15 protein-coding genes are annotated in these 18,701 nt (G+C 33.6%); 9 read left to right on the plus strand and 6 right to left on the minus strand.

What is annotated here, in order from left to right:
* Positions 1-12: 12 nt before the first annotated feature.
* Positions 13-840, minus strand: coding sequence for an SAM hydrolase/SAM-dependent halogenase family protein (locus ACFX5F_RS15525; protein WP_379852941.1), 828 nt, complete (start codon positions 838-840; stop codon positions 13-15).
* Between the two features lie 182 nt (positions 841-1,022).
* On the opposite strand from ACFX5F_RS15525, the gene ACFX5F_RS15530 reads away from it, so the two are divergent.
* Positions 1,023-1,973: a PhoH family protein gene (locus ACFX5F_RS15530; protein WP_379852942.1), complete on the plus strand. Its 951-nt coding sequence runs from the start codon at positions 1,023-1,025 to the stop codon at positions 1,971-1,973.
* Positions 1,974-2,248: 275 nt separating this feature from the next.
* On the opposite strand, the gene ACFX5F_RS15535 is transcribed toward ACFX5F_RS15530, so the two are convergent.
* Together ACFX5F_RS15535 and hmpA are read right to left on the minus strand one after the other, a co-directional pair.
* Positions 2,249-2,677 carry an RrF2 family transcriptional regulator gene (locus ACFX5F_RS15535; protein WP_379852943.1) on the minus strand — a complete coding sequence of 143 codons (429 nt, stop codon included), beginning with the start codon at positions 2,675-2,677 and terminating at the stop codon, positions 2,249-2,251.
* Positions 2,678-2,686: 9 nt separating this feature from the next.
* Positions 2,687-3,889: an NO-inducible flavohemoprotein gene (hmpA, locus tag ACFX5F_RS15540; protein WP_379852944.1), complete on the minus strand. Its 1,203-nt coding sequence runs from the start codon at positions 3,887-3,889 to the stop codon at positions 2,687-2,689.
* 231 nt (positions 3,890-4,120) lie between these two features.
* Between hmpA and ACFX5F_RS15545 the strand changes: the two genes are divergently transcribed.
* The 3 genes from ACFX5F_RS15545 to ACFX5F_RS15555 all read left to right on the plus strand — a co-directional run bounded on the left by ACFX5F_RS15545 (position 4,121) and on the right by ACFX5F_RS15555 (position 8,386).
* The gene (locus ACFX5F_RS15545) at positions 4,121-4,936 is read left to right on the plus strand and encodes a Cof-type HAD-IIB family hydrolase (protein WP_379852945.1); all 816 of its coding nucleotides are present in this window, start codon (positions 4,121-4,123) and stop codon (positions 4,934-4,936) included.
* A gap of 58 nt (positions 4,937-4,994) precedes the next feature.
* On the plus strand, positions 4,995-7,343 hold the full coding sequence (locus ACFX5F_RS15550) for a S9 family peptidase (RefSeq protein ID WP_379852946.1): 2,349 nt from the start codon (positions 4,995-4,997) through the stop codon (positions 7,341-7,343).
* An 89-nt stretch (positions 7,344-7,432) separates the two neighbouring features.
* Positions 7,433-8,386 carry a phosphoribosylaminoimidazolesuccinocarboxamide synthase gene (locus ACFX5F_RS15555; protein WP_379852947.1) on the plus strand — a complete coding sequence of 318 codons (954 nt, stop codon included), beginning with the start codon at positions 7,433-7,435 and terminating at the stop codon, positions 8,384-8,386.
* Positions 8,387-8,461: 75 nt separating this feature from the next.
* On the opposite strand, the gene ACFX5F_RS15560 is transcribed toward ACFX5F_RS15555, so the two are convergent.
* Positions 8,462-9,001 (minus strand): SRPBCC family protein, encoded by a 540-nt coding sequence (locus tag ACFX5F_RS15560; RefSeq protein WP_379852948.1) that lies wholly within the window; start codon positions 8,999-9,001, stop codon positions 8,462-8,464.
* Between the two features lie 24 nt (positions 9,002-9,025).
* On the minus strand, positions 9,026-9,487 hold the full coding sequence (locus ACFX5F_RS15565; protein ID WP_073210892.1) for a DUF1801 domain-containing protein: 462 nt from the start codon (positions 9,485-9,487) through the stop codon (positions 9,026-9,028).
* A 389-nt stretch (positions 9,488-9,876) separates the two neighbouring features.
* Here ACFX5F_RS15565 and ACFX5F_RS15570 point away from each other — a divergent pair, with 389 nt between their 5' ends.
* From ACFX5F_RS15570 to ACFX5F_RS15585, 4 genes are all read left to right on the plus strand, one after another.
* Complete coding sequence (locus tag ACFX5F_RS15570; RefSeq protein WP_073210893.1) at positions 9,877-10,269, plus strand: hypothetical protein; 393 nt, start codon at positions 9,877-9,879, stop codon at positions 10,267-10,269.
* 152 nt (positions 10,270-10,421) lie between these two features.
* A complete protein-coding gene (locus ACFX5F_RS15575) occupies positions 10,422-11,504 on the plus strand; it encodes an efflux RND transporter periplasmic adaptor subunit (protein WP_379852949.1) in 1,083 nt (360 codons plus the stop codon).
* Between the two features lie 22 nt (positions 11,505-11,526).
* Positions 11,527-14,694: an efflux RND transporter permease subunit gene (locus ACFX5F_RS15580; protein WP_379852950.1), complete on the plus strand. Its 3,168-nt coding sequence runs from the start codon at positions 11,527-11,529 to the stop codon at positions 14,692-14,694.
* A complete protein-coding gene (locus tag ACFX5F_RS15585; RefSeq protein WP_379852951.1) occupies positions 14,687-16,120 on the plus strand; it encodes a TolC family protein in 1,434 nt (477 codons plus the stop codon). Before ACFX5F_RS15580 ends, ACFX5F_RS15585 begins: the two co-directional genes overlap by 8 nt.
* Before the next feature lie 86 nt (positions 16,121-16,206).
* Here the strand turns inward: ACFX5F_RS15585 and ACFX5F_RS15590 are convergent, their stop codons facing one another.
* Positions 16,207-17,295 (minus strand): M42 family metallopeptidase, encoded by a 1,089-nt coding sequence (locus ACFX5F_RS15590; RefSeq protein ID WP_379852952.1) that lies wholly within the window; start codon positions 17,293-17,295, stop codon positions 16,207-16,209.
* Between the two features lie 84 nt (positions 17,296-17,379).
* Between ACFX5F_RS15590 and ACFX5F_RS15595 the strand changes: the two genes are divergently transcribed.
* Positions 17,380-18,054 (plus strand): DUF4294 domain-containing protein, encoded by a 675-nt coding sequence (locus tag ACFX5F_RS15595; RefSeq protein ID WP_379852953.1) that lies wholly within the window; start codon positions 17,380-17,382, stop codon positions 18,052-18,054.
* Positions 18,055-18,701: the final 647 nt, after the last annotated feature.

The following is an 18,701-nucleotide window of genomic DNA, read 5'->3' on the forward strand; positions in this document are numbered from 1 at the left end:
TAATGATCACTGCTAACTGAATACTATATTTACCACATCTCTATAATTCAATCCCAACAAGCTATTGGCGGAACCCACTTTAGAAGGATTACTTCTGAAAATGGCAATCTCCAGATAACCAGCTTCATTAAAAATGGCTAATTTTTCTCCTTCATAAGACTTAATAGGATATTTATCAGAACTGGCAATCGCCGAATAATTTGGCAAAATAGTTTTGATATTTTTGGTTTTCAAAACGATTTCATAAGGCCTGCCTTTGGCTACTTCAATAAAATATTTTTTTGAAATATTAGTAATAACATTTCCAAAATGATCAATGTAAATGACATGTCCTTTTAATGAGTTTCCGTCATCTGACAGGAGAGCTTGTAAATCGGTTACTTGTTTTATGTTTTTTATTTCTTTACCAATGACGTTCAGTAAACCACCTTTGGCAACATGGCAGGCTACTTTTACAAAAACATCAAGATCAGTTGCATCACTAGGCAATCGATCATGGATATTGATAGTTACTATTTTTTGAGGCACAATCTTTTGCGAAAGCATACTTAAAATGCCATTATCAGCCGCAATAAAATAATGATCGTTCCATTGCATGACAATATGTTGATTTTCTTTATTAAATTCCATATCAACTCCAATGAGGTGAACGGAGCCTTTTGGAAAGCTCGCGTAGGAGGCTCCAATAATGTAACTTGCTTCAACTGTGTTGAATGGGTCTACATCATGCGAAATATCTATGATTGTTGCCTCGGAATACTCACATAAAATTTTCCCTTTCAACGCACCTACAAAGTGGTCTTTCAAGCCGTAATCGGTAGTAAGGGTAATTATTGACATAAATTTGTTTATAACTATTGGTGTTATGTAAACCTAATTTTTATTAAATTTGAGAAACGCAAAGCTAATAATAGTAAATTCAAAAAAGCAAAAAACAAAAACAAATTCTAAATAATACTACAAATTAAACGAACAGGCATACCATTTACTAATTGATTAATTTTAATTTAAAACTATTTAATTTGAACGAAAGGATAATCGAGCTCATAGACATCGCTCCAAAAGACTTTTGGGGCGCTCAAGACACTCATCTTGAAACAATTAAAAAATATTATCCAAAATTAAAGATTGTCGCTCGGGGAACAACCTTAAAAGCTTTTGGTGAAAAGGAAGTTTTGGACGAGTTCGAAAAACGATTTCAACGGTTGATGCTGCATTTTACACGTTACAATACTATTGATAATAATGTTATTGAACGTGTTATCTTAAGCGACAGTCAGCAGGTCGAACGAATGGGTGATCATGACAAAATTTTGGTACACGGTGTGGGTGGAAAAATCATTAAGGCGATGACTCCAAACCAACAATTGCTGGTAGATACCATGAATAAAAACGACATGCTTTTCGCGGTTGGGCCTGCGGGAACGGGAAAAACCTATACAGGTGTTGCCATGGCCGTGAAAGCATTGAAAGAAAAACAAGTCAAGCGTATTATACTCACGCGTCCGGCAGTAGAAGCAGGGGAGAACCTTGGTTTTCTTCCCGGTGATATGAAGGAAAAACTGGATCCCTATATGCAACCTTTATATGATGCGTTGCGTGATATGCTGCCAAACGAAAAACTGGAAGATTATATTTTGAAAGGAATTATCCAGATTGCACCTTTGGCATTCATGCGTGGACGAACTTTAGATCATGCATTTGTAATCTTGGATGAAGCGCAAAATACTACCCATTCCCAAATGAAAATGTTTCTGACTCGTATGGGGAAAAGTGCCAAGTTTATGATTACGGGTGACCCTGGACAAGTCGATTTACCAAGAAGAACCATTTCTGGGCTTAAAGAAGCAATTTTGGTCCTTAAAGATGTGGAAGGAATTGGCATTATTTATCTTGATGATAAAGATATTGTACGACATAGATTAGTCAGTAAAGTAATTGATGCCTATAAACAAATAGAGAATCACGATTAAAACAAAAAACGCTCCTTATAAAGAGCGTTTTTTTATGAATTAATTCTTCTGTTTTAAAAAGAAGACTATCACTAATTTTATATTTTGACACAAATATTAGATAAAATATTTAAACACGAATTTCACTAATTTACACGAATTAATTGGTGGAAATTAGTGAAATTCGTGTTTATTATTTACTTATTGAGTTACTGAAAACCTACCTAATCAATATCGTCTGTTTTCTTATTTGTACTTTTATCCAAAAAGTAGCTCTAATAAATGCTTTTTTAATTTTATGTACTGTGAAACATTGCATTCCAATTACTAAATTCCAGATCGGAAAGTTTGGATTTATTTAGACTTTCAATAAAAGCCATATAAGCCGTATTGAATAATGATTTTAATTTGCAATTTTGAGATTGAAAAATACAAGGTTTTGAATTACAATTTACAACAGGACTATCATCTTGTTCCAATAGGTGAATCAAATCCCCTAATGATATTTCTCTGGCTTTATCAGAAATTATGATTCCGCCATTTTTACCTCTTTTGGTAATAATTAACTGATTTGCTGATAAAAACTGAACCACTTTAATGAGATGGTTTCTCGAGATTTTGAAAGCGGCAGCTAACTCATCCAAAGAACTTAGCGGAGCTTCTTTTTTTTGATCTAAATACATTAAAACGCGCATGCTAAAATCAGTAAAGTGGTTCAATTTCATAAAAATATATTAGTTAAGGCTCAATAATTGGGGACCAAATTCTTCATAAAGGATGTTTTCTCGGTCTACACCAAGCTCAACCAGAGACTGATATTGAACTTTTATAAAAAGAGCAGGCCCGCAAATATAATATTTTGCATCCTTAATAAGAATTTCTTCTTTGATTTCGAGTAGATTCACTCTTCCTTCAATAGCATTTGTTTCATTTTCTGGTAAAGTCTCATAAAAAACAAATGAAGTTAACCATGTATTTTCGTTATTTAACTCTTCGATAGTATCTTTAAACGCATGTACGTTTTCGTTGCGACAACTGTGAATCCAAATGGTCTGATTTTTTTGCAGTGCGTTTTTATTGGTCTCAATCATGCTCATCATAGGAGTAATTCCAACACCACCACTTACAAGAACCAGTGGGGTTTTAGATTCAGGATCGGCATAAAAAACACCGGCGGGAGCACTGACTTCAATAAGGTCGCCTTCTTTTTTAGTATGTAGTGTATTGGAAACAATTCCATCAGGAGTGCTGTTTATTCCTTTTTCTTTTTTTACCGAAATTCTATAAAACTCGTTACTGAAAGCGGAAGACAAACTGTATTGTCTGGGCTGTTTATGACCCAATTCAGGGATAAACGTACTCACAGAAATATATTGTCCCGGATAGAAATCGGCTATATCTTTGTTATCCTCCGGTTTAAGATAAAATGATTTAATTTCATCGCTTTCTTCTACAATTTTAGAGATGATAAAGTTTCTCCATCCTTTCCATCCTCCTTTTTTGGCACTCACTTTCTGATACATTTCAGCTTCAATACCAATCATAATTTGGGCAAGTTCTTGATAGGCACAAGTCCAAGCTTCGACTAATGCAACAGTAGCTAAATCCCCCAAAACTTCTTTGATTGAACCAATTAAATGATTTCCAACTATATCGTATTGTTCCGGTGCAATATTTAAACTTACATGTTTGTTTCCAATTGATTTTAAAACATTTATCAATACAGAGGGGTCATCAATATTTTCGGCATAAGCAAGTACCGCTCCTGTTAATGCATTTTGTTGTTTCCCGCTGGCTTGATTAGCCATATTGAAAATATTTTTTAAATCTGGATTGCTTTTTAACATTCTTTGATAAAAGTAAGAAATCAAATCGTTACCATTTGTTTTCAATATGGGTACTGTAGCTTTTACTAATTCTTTTTGACTTGCATTCATGATATTTCTATTATTTATTTTTTACAAATATAGACACAAAATTTAATTGTTGTATTTAAAACGCAACAATTAATATAACTTTATCATATCATCATATCAGAAAAAGGAGCGGGAGTTGAAGAATAAAACAAGGTAATTAAAGAGTCTGTATTTTCTAAACTAGCTTTAAATTTTGTGTATCTCTTTAAAATAGAATAAATTTGGAATTATTATAAATGAGGAGAAAAAGAAATGATTTCAAAAGAAAAAATTAAAGTAGTTATTAGCGATTTAGATGGAACCTTATTAAATTCAGATCATAAAATTTCCAATTACACCAAAAGTGTTTTTCAAGAACTTCACAATCAAAACTATTTAATTATTGTAGCTACCGGCCGTCATCATCTTGATGCTATGCCAATTGTGGAAAGTTTAGGTTGTCCGGTTTATTTAATTACTTCAAATGGAGCTCGAATTCATGCGGCTGATAAAGAATTGCTTTTTTCACATGATATGGATAGCGAGGCAATAAAATCAGTTTTGGCATTAGATATTGAACCGGAATTTACAACGGTTCTTTTTAAAGAAAATGTTTGGCAAACAAATAAACACAATGAAAAACTAAACAGTTTTCAAACTGAATTAAATTATATCCCAGAATTGGTTGATTTTAAAACGCTTGAAGATGTCAGCGCAATAAAAATGTTTTTTACGCACGATAGCCATGCTAAATTAATAACATTAAGAGATAGAATTCTGGTGAACCATCCCGATGTTTTTAGTCATGCTTTTAGCTTACCGCTTTGTTTGGAATTCATGGATAAATCAGTGGATAAAAGCGTTGCTATAGCTAAAATACTCGAAAAAGAGAATTTAATGTTTGAACATGCAATTGCATTTGGTGATGGATATAATGATGAAAAAATGTTGAATTCAACTTTCAAAGGATTGTTAATGGGCAATGCTCCTGATAGTTTGAAAAATAAACTTTCACATTTAGAAATAATAACTACGAATGATAACGATGGCGTTGCAAAATACCTTTCACAAATAGTTTTAAATTTATAAAACTCGAAATAATTTTCCCAACCAAACCTAAATCTCATCTAAAATAACCTTTATTAAAATGAATAAAAAAATAGCAGTTCTTATTTGTGTTTTCTTTTCAATTGCAAGTCAAAGTCAAAATTTAAAGTTAGAAGAAATAATGAAAGGCGATGCTTTTATTGGCGTTCAGCCAGTAAATGGGCGTTGGTCATTGGATGGAAAAAAAGTTTATTTCGAATGGAATCCAAATAGTGAAATTGGATTATCCACTTATTTTTGGAAAAATGGTTCGTCAAAACCAGAACTGGCACCTTTAAAGGAAGCCGAATTCTCGAAATTTGATTTTAAGGGAAACAAAGCTTCAGACTTATTTTATTATATTGATAAAGGAAGGTTATTTTCTTATTCAGCTAAAAGCAAGATTTCTAAAAAACTGTATCAACAGAGCAGCCCAATATCAAATCTGCAATTGGGTTTTGAAGATGGAATTGTATTTTTTGAACAGAATGAAAATATATTCAAGTACGATACCAAAGAAGGAACAATAATTCAAATCACTAATTTTAAGAAAGGAAAAGCGGTTGATGCTGATGCAGATACTGATTCTTTTTTGAAAAAACAGCAAAACGAATTGTTTCAGTTTGTACGAGATCAAGAGGCGAAGAAAAAATGGAATCTGGCAAAAACGAATGCACTAAAAACGGATTTTCCAAAAGGGTATTATTATGGAAAAAATGCTTTGGAAAATATAAAAATAAGCCCAAATGGAAATTATGCCACTTTTAGATTGACCGAACAAGCAGAGACCAAAAGTGAAAAAATGGAAGTTTTCGTTACGGCTGATGGGTACAACAAAACACCTGATACTAAGGAAAAGGTATCTGTTAATAATTTGGTAAATACTAAATTTGGAATTTACAACGTTGTGAAGGATTCTATCTACACAGTAGATTTTTCATCTTTGAGTCATATTCAAGATTCGCCTAAATATTTGAGTTTATATGAAAAATCAAGTAACAAAGAAAAAGCGGATAAACTAATTGTGGTTCAAGAACCTGTTTATAATCAAGATGGTTCTTATGCGATTGCTGAAATAAGAAGTCAGGACAATAAAGACAGATGGTTGGTGAGTTTGAATTTAGCAAAAGGGACTTTTGAGGAAATAGAACACCAGCATGATGAAGCATGGATTGGCGGACCTGGAATTCCTTCAGATTCTTTTGATTCGGGAACTCTTGGATTTCTTGGTGACAACCAAACCATTTATTTTCAATCAGAAGAAACAGGGTATTCTCATTTGTATACTTATAATTTAAAGTCAAAAAAGAAAACGCAACTCACTAAAGGGAATTGGGAAGTTCGCAATGTGATTTTGTCAAAAGACAAAAAATCATTTTATTTAACTACAAATACAACACATCCTGGAAACAGAAATTTCTATAAACTGACTGTTTCAGATGGTGTTTTACAGCCACTTCTCACGAAGGACGGTGCACACGAAGTAAGTTTATCTGCAGATGAGAGTACTTTATTGGTTCGTTATTCTTATAAAAATAAACCTTGGGAACTGTACATTGCCGAAAACAAAAAAAATACAAACCTTAGACAAATTACAAACTCAACAACCGAAGCATTCAAAGCTTATTCTTGGCGCACACCAGAAGTAATTACTTTTAAAGCACAAGACGGAACTTTAGTTAACGCTAGATTATACAAACCACTAACGGACAAAGCTAATAAAGCGGCAATCCTGTTTGTGCATGGTGCGGGTTATTTGCAAAATGCCCATAATTATTGGAGTAATTATCACAGAGAATATATGTTCCATAACTTATTGGTCGATTTAGGATACACTGTTTTAGATATCGATTATAGAGGAAGTGATGGATATGGTCGCGACTTTAGAACCGGAATTTATCGATTTATGGGAGGTAAAGATTTAACCGATCAGATAGACGGGAAGAATTATTTGGTTCAAAACTATGAAATTGACGCTGGTAGAGTTGGAATTTATGGCGGTTCATATGGTGGTTTCATCACACTTATGGCAATGCTAACTACTCCAAAAGAATTTGCTTCGGGAGCGGCATTGCGTTCGGTGACAGACTGGGCACATTACAATCACGGCTACACAGGAAATATTCTTAATTTCCCGGAAACGGATCCAGATGCCTACAAAAAAAGTTCTCCGATTTATTTTGCCAATAATTTAGAAGGAAATCTATTGATGCTTCACGGAATGGTTGATGATAATGTGGAGTATAAAGACATCGTTCGGTTATCACAACGTTTCATAGAATTAGGAAAGAAAAAATGGACTTTAGCAAGTTTCCCGGTTGAATCGCATGGTTTCAAAGAAACTTATTCTTGGGTTGATGAATACGGTCGTATTCTTAATTTATTCAACAATACACTCCTTGAAAAATAGGGTAAGTAAAAACTATACTTTTTTTAGTGAAACTGTATGAAATAATTTTAAATTTGCATTTATTAAAAACAACACACACAACAACTATAATGAGCAATACAATTACGACAACTGATTTTAATTTTCCAAATCAAAAATCTGTTTACAGAGGTAAAGTAAGAGAAGTTTACAATATAAATGATGAACTTTTAGTAATGGTTGCCACGGATAGACTTTCCGCTTTTGATGTGGTTTTACCAAAAGGAATTCCTTATAAAGGTCAAATCCTAAATCAAATTGCTACTAGATTCATGGAATTGACGCAGGATATTGTTCCTAATTGGTTAATTGCAACGCCTGATCCTAATGTTGCTGTTGGTCATTTATGTGAACCTTTCAAGGTAGAAATGGTGATTCGTGGATACCTTTCAGGTCATGCTGCTCGTGAATATACTCTTGGCAAAAGAGAAATTTGTGGCGTTAAAATGGCAGAAGGTTTGAAAGAAAACGATAAGTTCCCAGAACCAATTATCACACCAACCACCAAAGCGGATAATGGAGAACATGATGCTGATATTTCGCGTTCAGCTATTCTTTCAAAAGGAATTGTTGCTGAAGAAGATTATATCGTTTTAGAAAAATTTACAAGAGATTTATTTGAAAGAGGAACTGAAATTGCTGCAAGCCGTGGATTGATTTTAGTGGACACTAAATATGAATTTGGTAAAACTAAAGAAGGGCTTATTGTTCTAATTGATGAAATCCACACGCCGGATTCATCTCGTTATTTTTATGCCGAAGGGTATCAAGAACGACAAGATAGAGGAGAGGAACAAAAGCAATTATCAAAAGAGTTTGTTCGTCGTTGGTTAATTGAAAACGGTTTTCAAGGACTGGAAGGACAACAAATTCCAGATATGACTGATGAATATATTGAAACAGTTTCTGAGCGATACATCGAATTATACGAAAATATTCTTGGAGAAAAATTCGTAAAAGCTGATATTTCAAATATTGATAAAAGAATCGAGAAAAATGTTTTGGAATATCTAGCCAACAGATAGAATAATTTGGTAAAACGCAAATAACAAACCGCAATTCATAATTTTGAATTGCGGTTTTTTTTTGGTGAAAGAAAATTATTTTTCTAAAACAACTTTCAGGTTATTTAACCCATCTTGTAAATCTTTTCCAAGCATTTGTTCCATATTCATAAAGGGTAACATTAAGTTCATTGGATATGGCATTTTTCCATTAAATCCCCACTTCACTTTTGTTTGGTTTGGCGAAATAGCTTCAGTTGACATATAAGCAAAATCGGTTGATTCAATGGGAACTTTGAAGCGCAACTCAAAATCGATACGTTCACCTTCTTTTATTTTTGTAATTTCCTGTTCTCCAACACCTACATTCTCATCCTTACTATCCCAACCCGCAATTGCCCCGACTGTACCATCCGTTCCGGTAAAAGTTTTTTTCATAGCAGGATCTTTAGTTGACCAAACACTAAAAGTATCTTGGTTTTTTAAATACTTCACATAATTGAAAACAGTGTCTTTGGGTTGGTTTATTGCAATTTCCCGTTCAACAGCAAACTCCTTTGGGAGAAATAATGCAATGAGTAATGCTAAAACAACCAGTGTTAAAAGTCCAAAAAGAATTTTTTTGATAATGTTCATGATTTCTAATTTTAAGTTTACTATTTATTTCGATTTATTGATTAGTGTTTCGTAACGATTAATCCATTGCTTAACTGTGATTTTTCGAGAGAGTTGTGCAATCAAATCAAAAGGAATTTGATCAAATTTTTTAAAACGGATACAACTTTTTCCCATGTCTAATTTCTGGGAGCTGTACTTTGGGTATTCTGCAACAAACCAATGTAGTAGTTCTGGATCGGCATATATTCCCATATGATATAAAGCGATGAAGTGCTTTTGAGAGGCGATTGAGATGAAGGGCAAAGGAAGTTTAGGATTGCAATGATAACCCTGTTGATAAATAGAATGCGGTACGACATAACCCAGTGAACCATAACTCAATTGTTCTGAAAAACCTTTTGGAATGTTTGTAAGGATTGTATCTCGAAGTTTTAAAAAGGCATATTTTCTTTCTTCGGGTATTTCTTCTAAATAAGCTGACACTGTTGTGGCGTTTGATTGCATTTTAAGAATTGTTTAAGTAAAGTTACTAAAAAAACTTTAATTTCTAAATTGAATGAAATCGCTTTAGTTTAATTCTCATTTGTAACTCAACCAACAATTATGTCGCTAAGCTCATAATCAAATCAGTCAGGGCAGTCTGCAATGGAAAATTGATCTTGTGAAAAAGTTAATTCTGTAAGATGTCAATGTAAACAGGTAAACAAATCAAAATCATTACTTATATTAAATATTAAATATTAAATATTAAATCGAGATAATAGTGCCTATTTTTTAAATAATATTTAATTTTTAACCATTATAATCCTAATTAATTTATAATAAATACATTGGTTTTTATTTAACATTCTGACTGTTTTTTGATTACTATATTTTTTTACTTTTGTTCGCAAATGAAACAAATAGTATTTATATTATATTTTTTTACCTTACTGCTAACAGGAGGAAATAAAATGCAAGCTAATTTGCATAAAAGTGCCTTTGTTTCAATTTCAAATTTGAATTGTTCATCAATAGAACAAGATCAAATTACCATTCTAGATCATTCATACTCATTGATTGAGTATAGCGATTTTGATTTAGATGAAGAATTCTCTCATAGTGATAAACAGGAGGATTCTAAAACAAATAAATTATTTCAAGTAAAAGGCTCTTTGCTTGCCAAATGGTATTCTTCCTATTTTAGTGCTCTTGAAATTCAGCATTACAATGTTTTTTATAATTGTGAGCCTGTTAAAGGCCAATCTACACCAATCTATATCACAAATAGAGTATTACGAATTTGATAATCAATTGATTTTAGTTGCGAATTGCTAAGTATTGCTTTTATCTTATTAAGCTGTTCTTCCTTTTTTTATTAAATGGCATTTTTGCTGTTTGAGCTAGCTAATCCTGTTTTAATTCCAAAAATTCAATTGAATAATTACCAAATTACATCATGAAAAAAATTGCCATAATTACGGGCTTGATCGCCGCGTTGTTTCTTACTAATTGTAATACTAAAAAAATAGAAAAAGAAGAACCAACCAAGTATACCGTCACTAATCCGATAAAAATAGATACTTGTTTCACTAAGCAATATGTTACTCAAATTAAGTCAGTAAGAAATATTGAGATTCGAGCGCAAGAAAAAGGATACTTGCAAAAAATTTATGTTGATGAAGGTCAGTTTGTAAAAGCTGGTCAGCTATTGTTTCAAATTATGCCAACTGCATTTCAGGCTGAATTGCTAAAAGCACAGGCAGAAGCCAAAGGTGCTGAAATTGAACTGCAAAACACTAAAATTTTAGCTGATAAAAAGATAGTTTCAAGGAATGAGCAAGCTTTGGCTATGGCAAAACTAGAACAAGCAAGAGCTGAAGTTTCTTTGGCAAAATTACATTTATCATTTACTGAAATTAGAGCTCCATTTTCTGGAACGATCGACCGTATTCCATTAAAATTAGGAAGTTTAGTTGATGAAGGTGCATTACTAACAAGCTTGTCAGATAATAGTCAGATGTTTGCTTATTTCAATGTTTCTGAACCAGAATATTTGAACTATCAAACGGATGTAAAAGACCGTGGAGAAACTAAAGTAGGCTTGCTTTTAGCAAATGATCAACTTTTTAAATATCAAGGAAATGTTGAAGTTATTGAAAGTGAATTCAATAGTGAGACAGGTAATATTTCATTCAGAGCAAGGTTTGCAAACTCAGATAAATTGCTTAAAAATGGAGAAACTGGAGAGATTCAAATGGTAGTGCCGCAACATAATGCTTTGTTAATTCCTCAAAAAGCAACCTATGAAATTCAGGACAAAAAATATGTTTTTGTAGTTGATAAAAAAAATGTAGTAAAATCAAGAGAAATTACTATTACTGGAGAAATGCCAGATCTCTATGTGGTTAAAAACGGGATTACAGTGAATGACAAGATTCTGCTTGAGGGTGTTCAGAAAGTAAAAGAGGATGATAAAATTGAATATAACTATCAGAAACCTCAGGAAGTAATGGATCATTTGAAATTAAGAGCAGAATAGTCGTAATCCTAAAGAAAAAAAAATGTTTAATAAATTTATAGAAAGACCAGTACTGTCGATAGTGATATCACTGATGATTGTATTACTTGGGATTTTGGCTATGACGCATTTGCCAGTTACTCAATTGCCGTCTATTTCGCCTCCAAAAGTTAATGTTACAGCTGAATATCCTGGTGCAAATAATGAATTATTGATTAAATCAGTTGTAATTCCTTTAGAGCGAGCTATCAATGGTGTTCCAGGAATGAAATATATTGCATCGGATGCCGGGAATGATGGGGAAGCTTCAATTCAAGTAATCTTTAATTTAGGAACGGATCCTAACCAAGCTTCGATTAACATCCAGAACAGAGTTGCATCGGTTGTTAATAAACTACCGCCTCTTGTAGTTAGAGAAGGTGTAAAAATTACGCGAGAAGAATCTAATAATTTAATGTATATTAACTTGTACAGTAAAGATCCAACAATGGATCAAAAATTCTTATATAATTTTACGGATATTAATATTCTTTCAGAACTCAAGAGAGTTGATGGAGTAGGTGATGCAGATATTGTGGGTAACCGAGATTATGCTATGCGCATATGGTTGAAGCCAGACAGAATGTTAGCGTATAAGATTTCTGCGGATGAAGTAATGGAAGCATTATCCCAACAAAGTTTAGAAGCTTCACCAGGAAAGACAGGAGAAAGTTCTGGAAAACGTTCTCAAGCATTTGAATATGTTTTGAAATATTCTGGGCGATTTACCACTAAAGAACAATATGGAAACATTATTTTAAAATCCAATCCAAATGGTGAAATTCTGCGCCTGAAAGATGTTGCCAATGTAGAATTTGGAAGTTCGATGTACGATATTTATTCGAACTTAAACGGTAGACCTTCTGCAGCAATAACAATAAAACAATCTTATGGAAGTAATGCTTCTCAAGTAATTAAAGATGTCAAAGCAAAATTAGCGGAAATCAAGAGTAATTCATTCCCTAAAGGTGTAGATTATGAAATTAGTTATGATGCTTCTAAATTTTTAGATGCCTCCATCGAAAAAGTAATTCACACCTTGGTAGAAGCTTTTATTCTGGTAGGATTAGTAGTATTCTTATTTCTTGGAGATTGGCGTTCTACTATTATTCCCGCAATCGCAGTACCTGTTTCACTTATTGGAACATTTGCATTCATGCAGATTTTTGGAATTTCGATAAATCTGGTTACATTATTTGCACTTGTTTTAGCTATTGGTGTCGTAGTTGATGATGCTATCGTAGTCATCGAGGCGGTACATGCTAAAATGGAGGAAGAACATATAGGTCCGCTCAAGGCTACTAAAAAGGCAATGCACGAAATTAGTGGTGCTATTATAGCCATTACGTTTTTGATGGCGGCAGTATTTATTCCTGTTGCATTTATGTCTGGTCCGGTAGGTATATTTTACCGACAGTTTTCTATCACAATGGCAACAGGTATTATTTTGTCTGGTGTTGTGGCATTGACACTTACGCCGGCACTTTGCGCTATGATGTTAAAAAATAATCATGGCATTGCAAGAAAGAAAACTCCGTTAAATAATTTTTTAGATGGATTTAATGATAAATTCAATCAACTAACTGGAAAATATACAGGGATACTTAATAAAATTGTAAATCGAAGAACATTAACATTTGGTGTTTTAATCAGTTTTTGTTTAGGAATATTTTTCTTGAACAATAGTCTTCCTTCAGGATTTATTCCAAATGAAGACCAAGGAATGTTCTATGCCATCATTCAAACACCTCCAGGATCTTCTTTAGAACGAACCAATGAAGTCGCTTTAAAACTTCAAAAAATTGCAGAAAAAATTGATGGGGTTAAATCGGTATCGGCATTGGCTGGATTCGAAATTCTAACTGAAGGAACTGGAGCCAATTCAGGAACTTGTTTAATTAACCTAAAAAGTTGGGAAGATCGCAAGCATTCAGTTGATGAGATAATGAAGGACCTTGAAGAAAAATCTAAAAATATTACGGGTGCAACTCTTGAGTTTTTTCAGCCTCCAGCAGTGCCGGGTTATGGGGCAGCGGGCGGATTTGAATTGCGTTTGCTGGACAAAGCGGGTTCTGGAGATTATAAGAAAATGGAAAAGGTAAACAACGATTTTGTAAAGGAATTGAATAAACGACCGGAATTAGCATCGGTATTTAGTTTCTATAGTGCAAGTTTCCCTCAGTACATGATGCGAATTGATAACGATATAGCTCAACAAAAAGGGATTACTATAGACAATGCCATGAATACACTTTCTACATTGGTTGGTAGTAATTATGAAATCAGTTTTATTAAATACGATCGTCAGTATAAAGTTATTGTTCAAACCTCTCCAGAATATAGAGCGCTACCAGAAGATATCTTGAAGTTGTATGTCAAAAATAATCGGGATGAAATGGTTCCGTTTTCGGCATTTATGCACATGGATAAAGTTTACGGTTTGTCGGAAATCACACGTCACAACATGTACAATGCTTCCGAAATAAGTGGTCAATCTGCCGCAGGGTACAGTAGTGGTGAATCCATTAAAGCTATTCAGGAAGTGGCAGAAAAAAAGTTACCGAGAGGATTTGGTATTGATTGGGCTGGAATATCTAAAGATGAAGTTGGTCGTGGTAACGAAGCTATATTTATTTTCCTGATTTGTTTATTGTTTGTTTACCTTGTATTAGCAGCTCAATATGAAAGTTTTATTTTGCCTTTCGCAGTTATATTATCACTTCCTGCAGGTATTTTTGGGTCGTTTTTACTTCTTTCTATTTGTGGGCTAGAAAATAATATTTATGCTCAAGTTGCTTTTGTAATGCTTATTGGGTTACTTGGAAAAAATGCTGTTTTGATTGTAGAATTTGCCGTGCAAAAGCATGAAGCAGGTGCAACAATATTAGAAGCAGCTATGGAAGGTGCGAAAGTTAGATTTCGCCCCATCTTAATGACTTCATTTGCCTTTATTGCAGGATTAATTCCGTTAGTCTTTGCATCAGGTCCAGGGAAAATAGGTAATAGAACAATTGGTTCTGCTGCTCTTGGTGGAATGCTTTTAGGTACTGTATGCGGTGTGTTAATTATTCCGGGATTGTATTACATCTTTGGCAGTATCGCAGCAAAAATTAAATTAGTCAAAAAACAAAACAATAATCCATTAACCGAAGAAATCGATCACAATGTATAAAAATAAGTTACAAAACTTTGTTATTATGGTAAGCATTTGTCTTAGCATAATTAGCTGTAAAGCCCCGTCGGCTGTCACTGCAACGGCAAATAGTACTGTTCCTGAAAGTTATGGTACTAATAAAGACACAACTAATGTGTCAAAGGTTACTTGGCATAATTATTTCAATGATAAAAACCTAGTTGAGTTAATCGATATTGCCTTAAAAAACAATCAGGAATTGAATATAACTTTGCAAGAAATAGAAATTGCTAAGAATGACATCCGAGTTAGAAAAGGAGCCTTATTACCTTCGGTTGGCTTGAGAGTTGGGACAGGAGTGGAAAAAGTAGGAAGATATACCAGCCAAGGAGCTGGTGATGCTTCTACTGAAATTGCTCCAGGAAAAGAATTTCCTGATCCTCTTACTGATTTTAATTTGAGAGCTTATGCCAACTGGGAAATAGATATTTGGAAAAAACTCCATAATTCTAAGAAAGCAGCTGTAAGCAGATATTTATCTACAATTGAAGGCAAAAATTTTGTAATTACTAATCTTATTGCCGAAGTAGCTGATTCTTATTATGAATTGTTGGCTTTAGATAATCAACTGGATATTATAAAACAAACCATTGAATTACAAAATAATGCTTTAAATATTGTAAAAGTTCAAAAAGAGGCTGCAAGATCAACTGAATTAGCCGTTCAAAAATTTCACGCAGAGGTTTTGTCATCAAAAAGTATAGAGTTTGATCTCAATCAAAAAATTGTAGAAACTGAAAATAGAATTAACTTTTTACTAGGACGATATCCAGAAAAAATTAAAAGAGATAAAAGTGTCTTTTTGAATTTTTCTACAACAGCTATCCAGTCTGGAATTCCGTCACAATTATTAGAAAATCGTCCCGATGTCAAACAAGCTGAGCTAGAGCTAGAAGCAGCGAAACTTGACGTAAAAGTAGCCCGTGCTGAATTTTATCCTTCGCTCGATATTTCTGCGGCATTCGGATTGCAAGCTTTTAAAACCTCTTATTTGGTAAAATTTCCTGAATCTTTACTGTATTCTTTAGCTGGAGATTTAGCCGCACCGCTCATTAATAGAAATGGAATTAAAGCAGAATTTTACAGTGCCAATTCACGCCAACTTCAGGCAATGTATAACTACGAACGTACTATACTTAATGCATATCTGGAAGTTTCAAGCCAATTATCAAGGATTAGTAATATAGAAAAGAGTTATGATATGAAATCACAACAAGTTACTGCTCTTAATAAGTCTATTGATGCTTCTAATGATTTGTTTAAGTCAGCCAGAATCGATTATTTTGAAGTTCTTATGACACAACGTGATGCATTAGATTCTAAAATGGAATTGATTGAAACCAAAAAAGATCAGATGAATGCCTTTGTACATGTGTACCGAGATTTAGGCGGCGGTTGGCGATAAAATAAACCTATAATGAAGAAGCCGAGCATAATTGCCCGGCTTCTTTTATTATATATAAAGCAGATAAATTGATTGACAGCTAAAAATTACTTGAAATAAGAAAAGGTTTCTTCATTTTCCAATTTCAATAAGGTCTCATAAATCAATTTAATGACATTTTCTACATCATCACGGTGTACCATTTCAACGGTTGTATGCATATAACGCAAAGGTAATGATATCAAAGCCGAAGCTACGCCGCCGTTACTGTAGGCAAAAGCATCTGTGTCTGTTCCGGTTACACGTGAAGAAGCCAGTCTTTGGAACGGAATTTCTTTCGCCATAGCAGTTTCTAAAATCAATTCTCTCAAATTATTCTGAACAGCCGGCGCATAAGTAACCACAGGGCCTTTACCGATTTTTGTATCACCTTCAATTTTCTTTTCGATCATTGGAGTAGTAGAATCGTGGCAAACATCAGTAACAATTGCTACGTTTGGTTTGATGGTTTTGGTAATCATTTCTGCACCACGAAGACCTACTTCTTCCTGAACAGAATTAGTAATATACAATCCAAAAGGAAGTTCTATTTTGTTTTCATGCAACATACGAGCCACTTCGGCAATCATAAATCCGCCCATTCGATTGTCAATGGCACGACAAACAAATTTGTTATCGTTCAAAATCATAAATTCATCAGGATAGGTAATCACACAACCCACATGAACTCCCATTTTATCGACTTGTTCTTTAGTTTCGCAACCAATGTCAATAAACAAATTATCAACTTTAGCTACTTCTTCTTTACTTCTATTTCGAGTATGAATGGCTGGCCAACCAAAAACACCTTTTACAATTCCGTTTTTAGTGTGAATATTTACACGTTTTGAAGGTGCAATTTGGTGATCTGAACCACCATTTCTAATAACATAGATTAATCCATCGTCAGTGATATAGTTCACATACCAAGAAATTTCATCCGCATGACCTTCAATCACTACCTTATAGGGAGCGTCTGGATTTATGATTCCTACAGCAGTACCGTACGTATCTGTTATAAAAGTATCAACATAAGGTTTCAAATAATCCATCCATATTTTCTGCCCATCACTTTCGTATCCTGTAGGTGATGCATTATTAAGGTAGTTTTCTAAAAATTCAAGGGATGACTTATTTAATATTGATTTAGTACTCATAAAATTAATTTTTTGCTAAATTATAAATTTGGCATCACAGTTGTATATATAATGTATAATTTTGGCAATTAAATTTTTCAACATATGAAGATCGTTACACTTTTCTTTTTTTTACTTTTTACAATTATAAAAGTTAATGCTCAAGTAACCCCAAAGGAAACTACCAAGATGGGTTATATACTAATTGAAAACGATTCAATACTAAATGACACCATACAATTACCCGAATTAGTAGTCTTTAAAGAGAAACTTGACCCTGAAGCAAAAAAGCAATTCCTTATTCTTCAAAACCGAGTTTATAAAACCTATCCATATGCAAAACTGGCTTCGGAGCGATTGACTGTTCTGAATAAAGGAATGGCATCACTCGGCACCAATAGGGAGAAAAAGAAATACTTCAAGATAGTCGAAGATTACCTTAGTAATGAATTTGAATCCAAACTCAAAAAACTATCCCGCAAGCAAGGACAGATATTGGTAAAGTTAATTCATCGTCAAACCGGTACAACAACCTACGATTTGGTCAAAAACCTTAAAAGTGGTTGGAAAGCTTTTTGGTCTAACACAGCAGCGAGCATGTTTGATATTAATTTAAAAACAAAATATGCACCTTACGATGTCAACGAAGACTATTTAATAGAGACTATATTAGTAAGAGCTTTCGAATCTGGAAGATTGCAAAATCAAAAACCGGCAGCTCCTGTAGATTATGACAGCCTAACAGATTCTTGGTTGTCAAAATCACAAAAAATAAATTAGATTTCATTTGGGCGTTCCCCATTATAAAAAAAGAGGCAATTATCTTAGTGGATAGTTGCCTCTTTTTTTATAATGGGTCGGGCTATTCGCTGCAAGTCCTCGTCAAGTTGCGTTTCACTTCACTTTCCTGTGGGCTTTTCACTGCTATCCCTAACGCGGGCAGCGTTTCATCGACTTTTTGATTTAGTCAAAGATGAAGTCAGGGTAACCAGTATCATGTGTTACCTTATATATATAGGAGCGGAGGATTTGTTTAGAATGCTTTATTTCTTCTACCTATATATAATGATATCGACGGTTTTTACCCATAAAGTTACCCTTTCCTTCGGAGAGTCCCGAAGCGTCGGGAGGGGAGAGGAAAAAAATTTCCTTTCAAAATTCACGTTTCCAGCGAGTTAAAGTTTAAGTTAAGAAAACATCAAAAAAAAGGTTTAAAAAAGCTTGCAGAAGCGAATAAAGGTGGTACTTTTGCACCCGCAACAACGCATACGTTCTTTAACAAACTGACAAGTATTCTGAATCAAAAACGAGAATTTATTTTCAAAAAAAAGATTTACAAAAGCTTGTGAGATTGGAAAACGGATGTTACATTTGCACCCCGCAAAACAAGCAAAGTTCCTTGACAAACTGATAAGAAAACGAGAAGA

Source organism: Flavobacterium zhoui (assembly GCF_042787235.1).
GTDB lineage: Bacteria > Bacteroidota > Bacteroidia > Flavobacteriales > Flavobacteriaceae > Flavobacterium > Flavobacterium zhoui.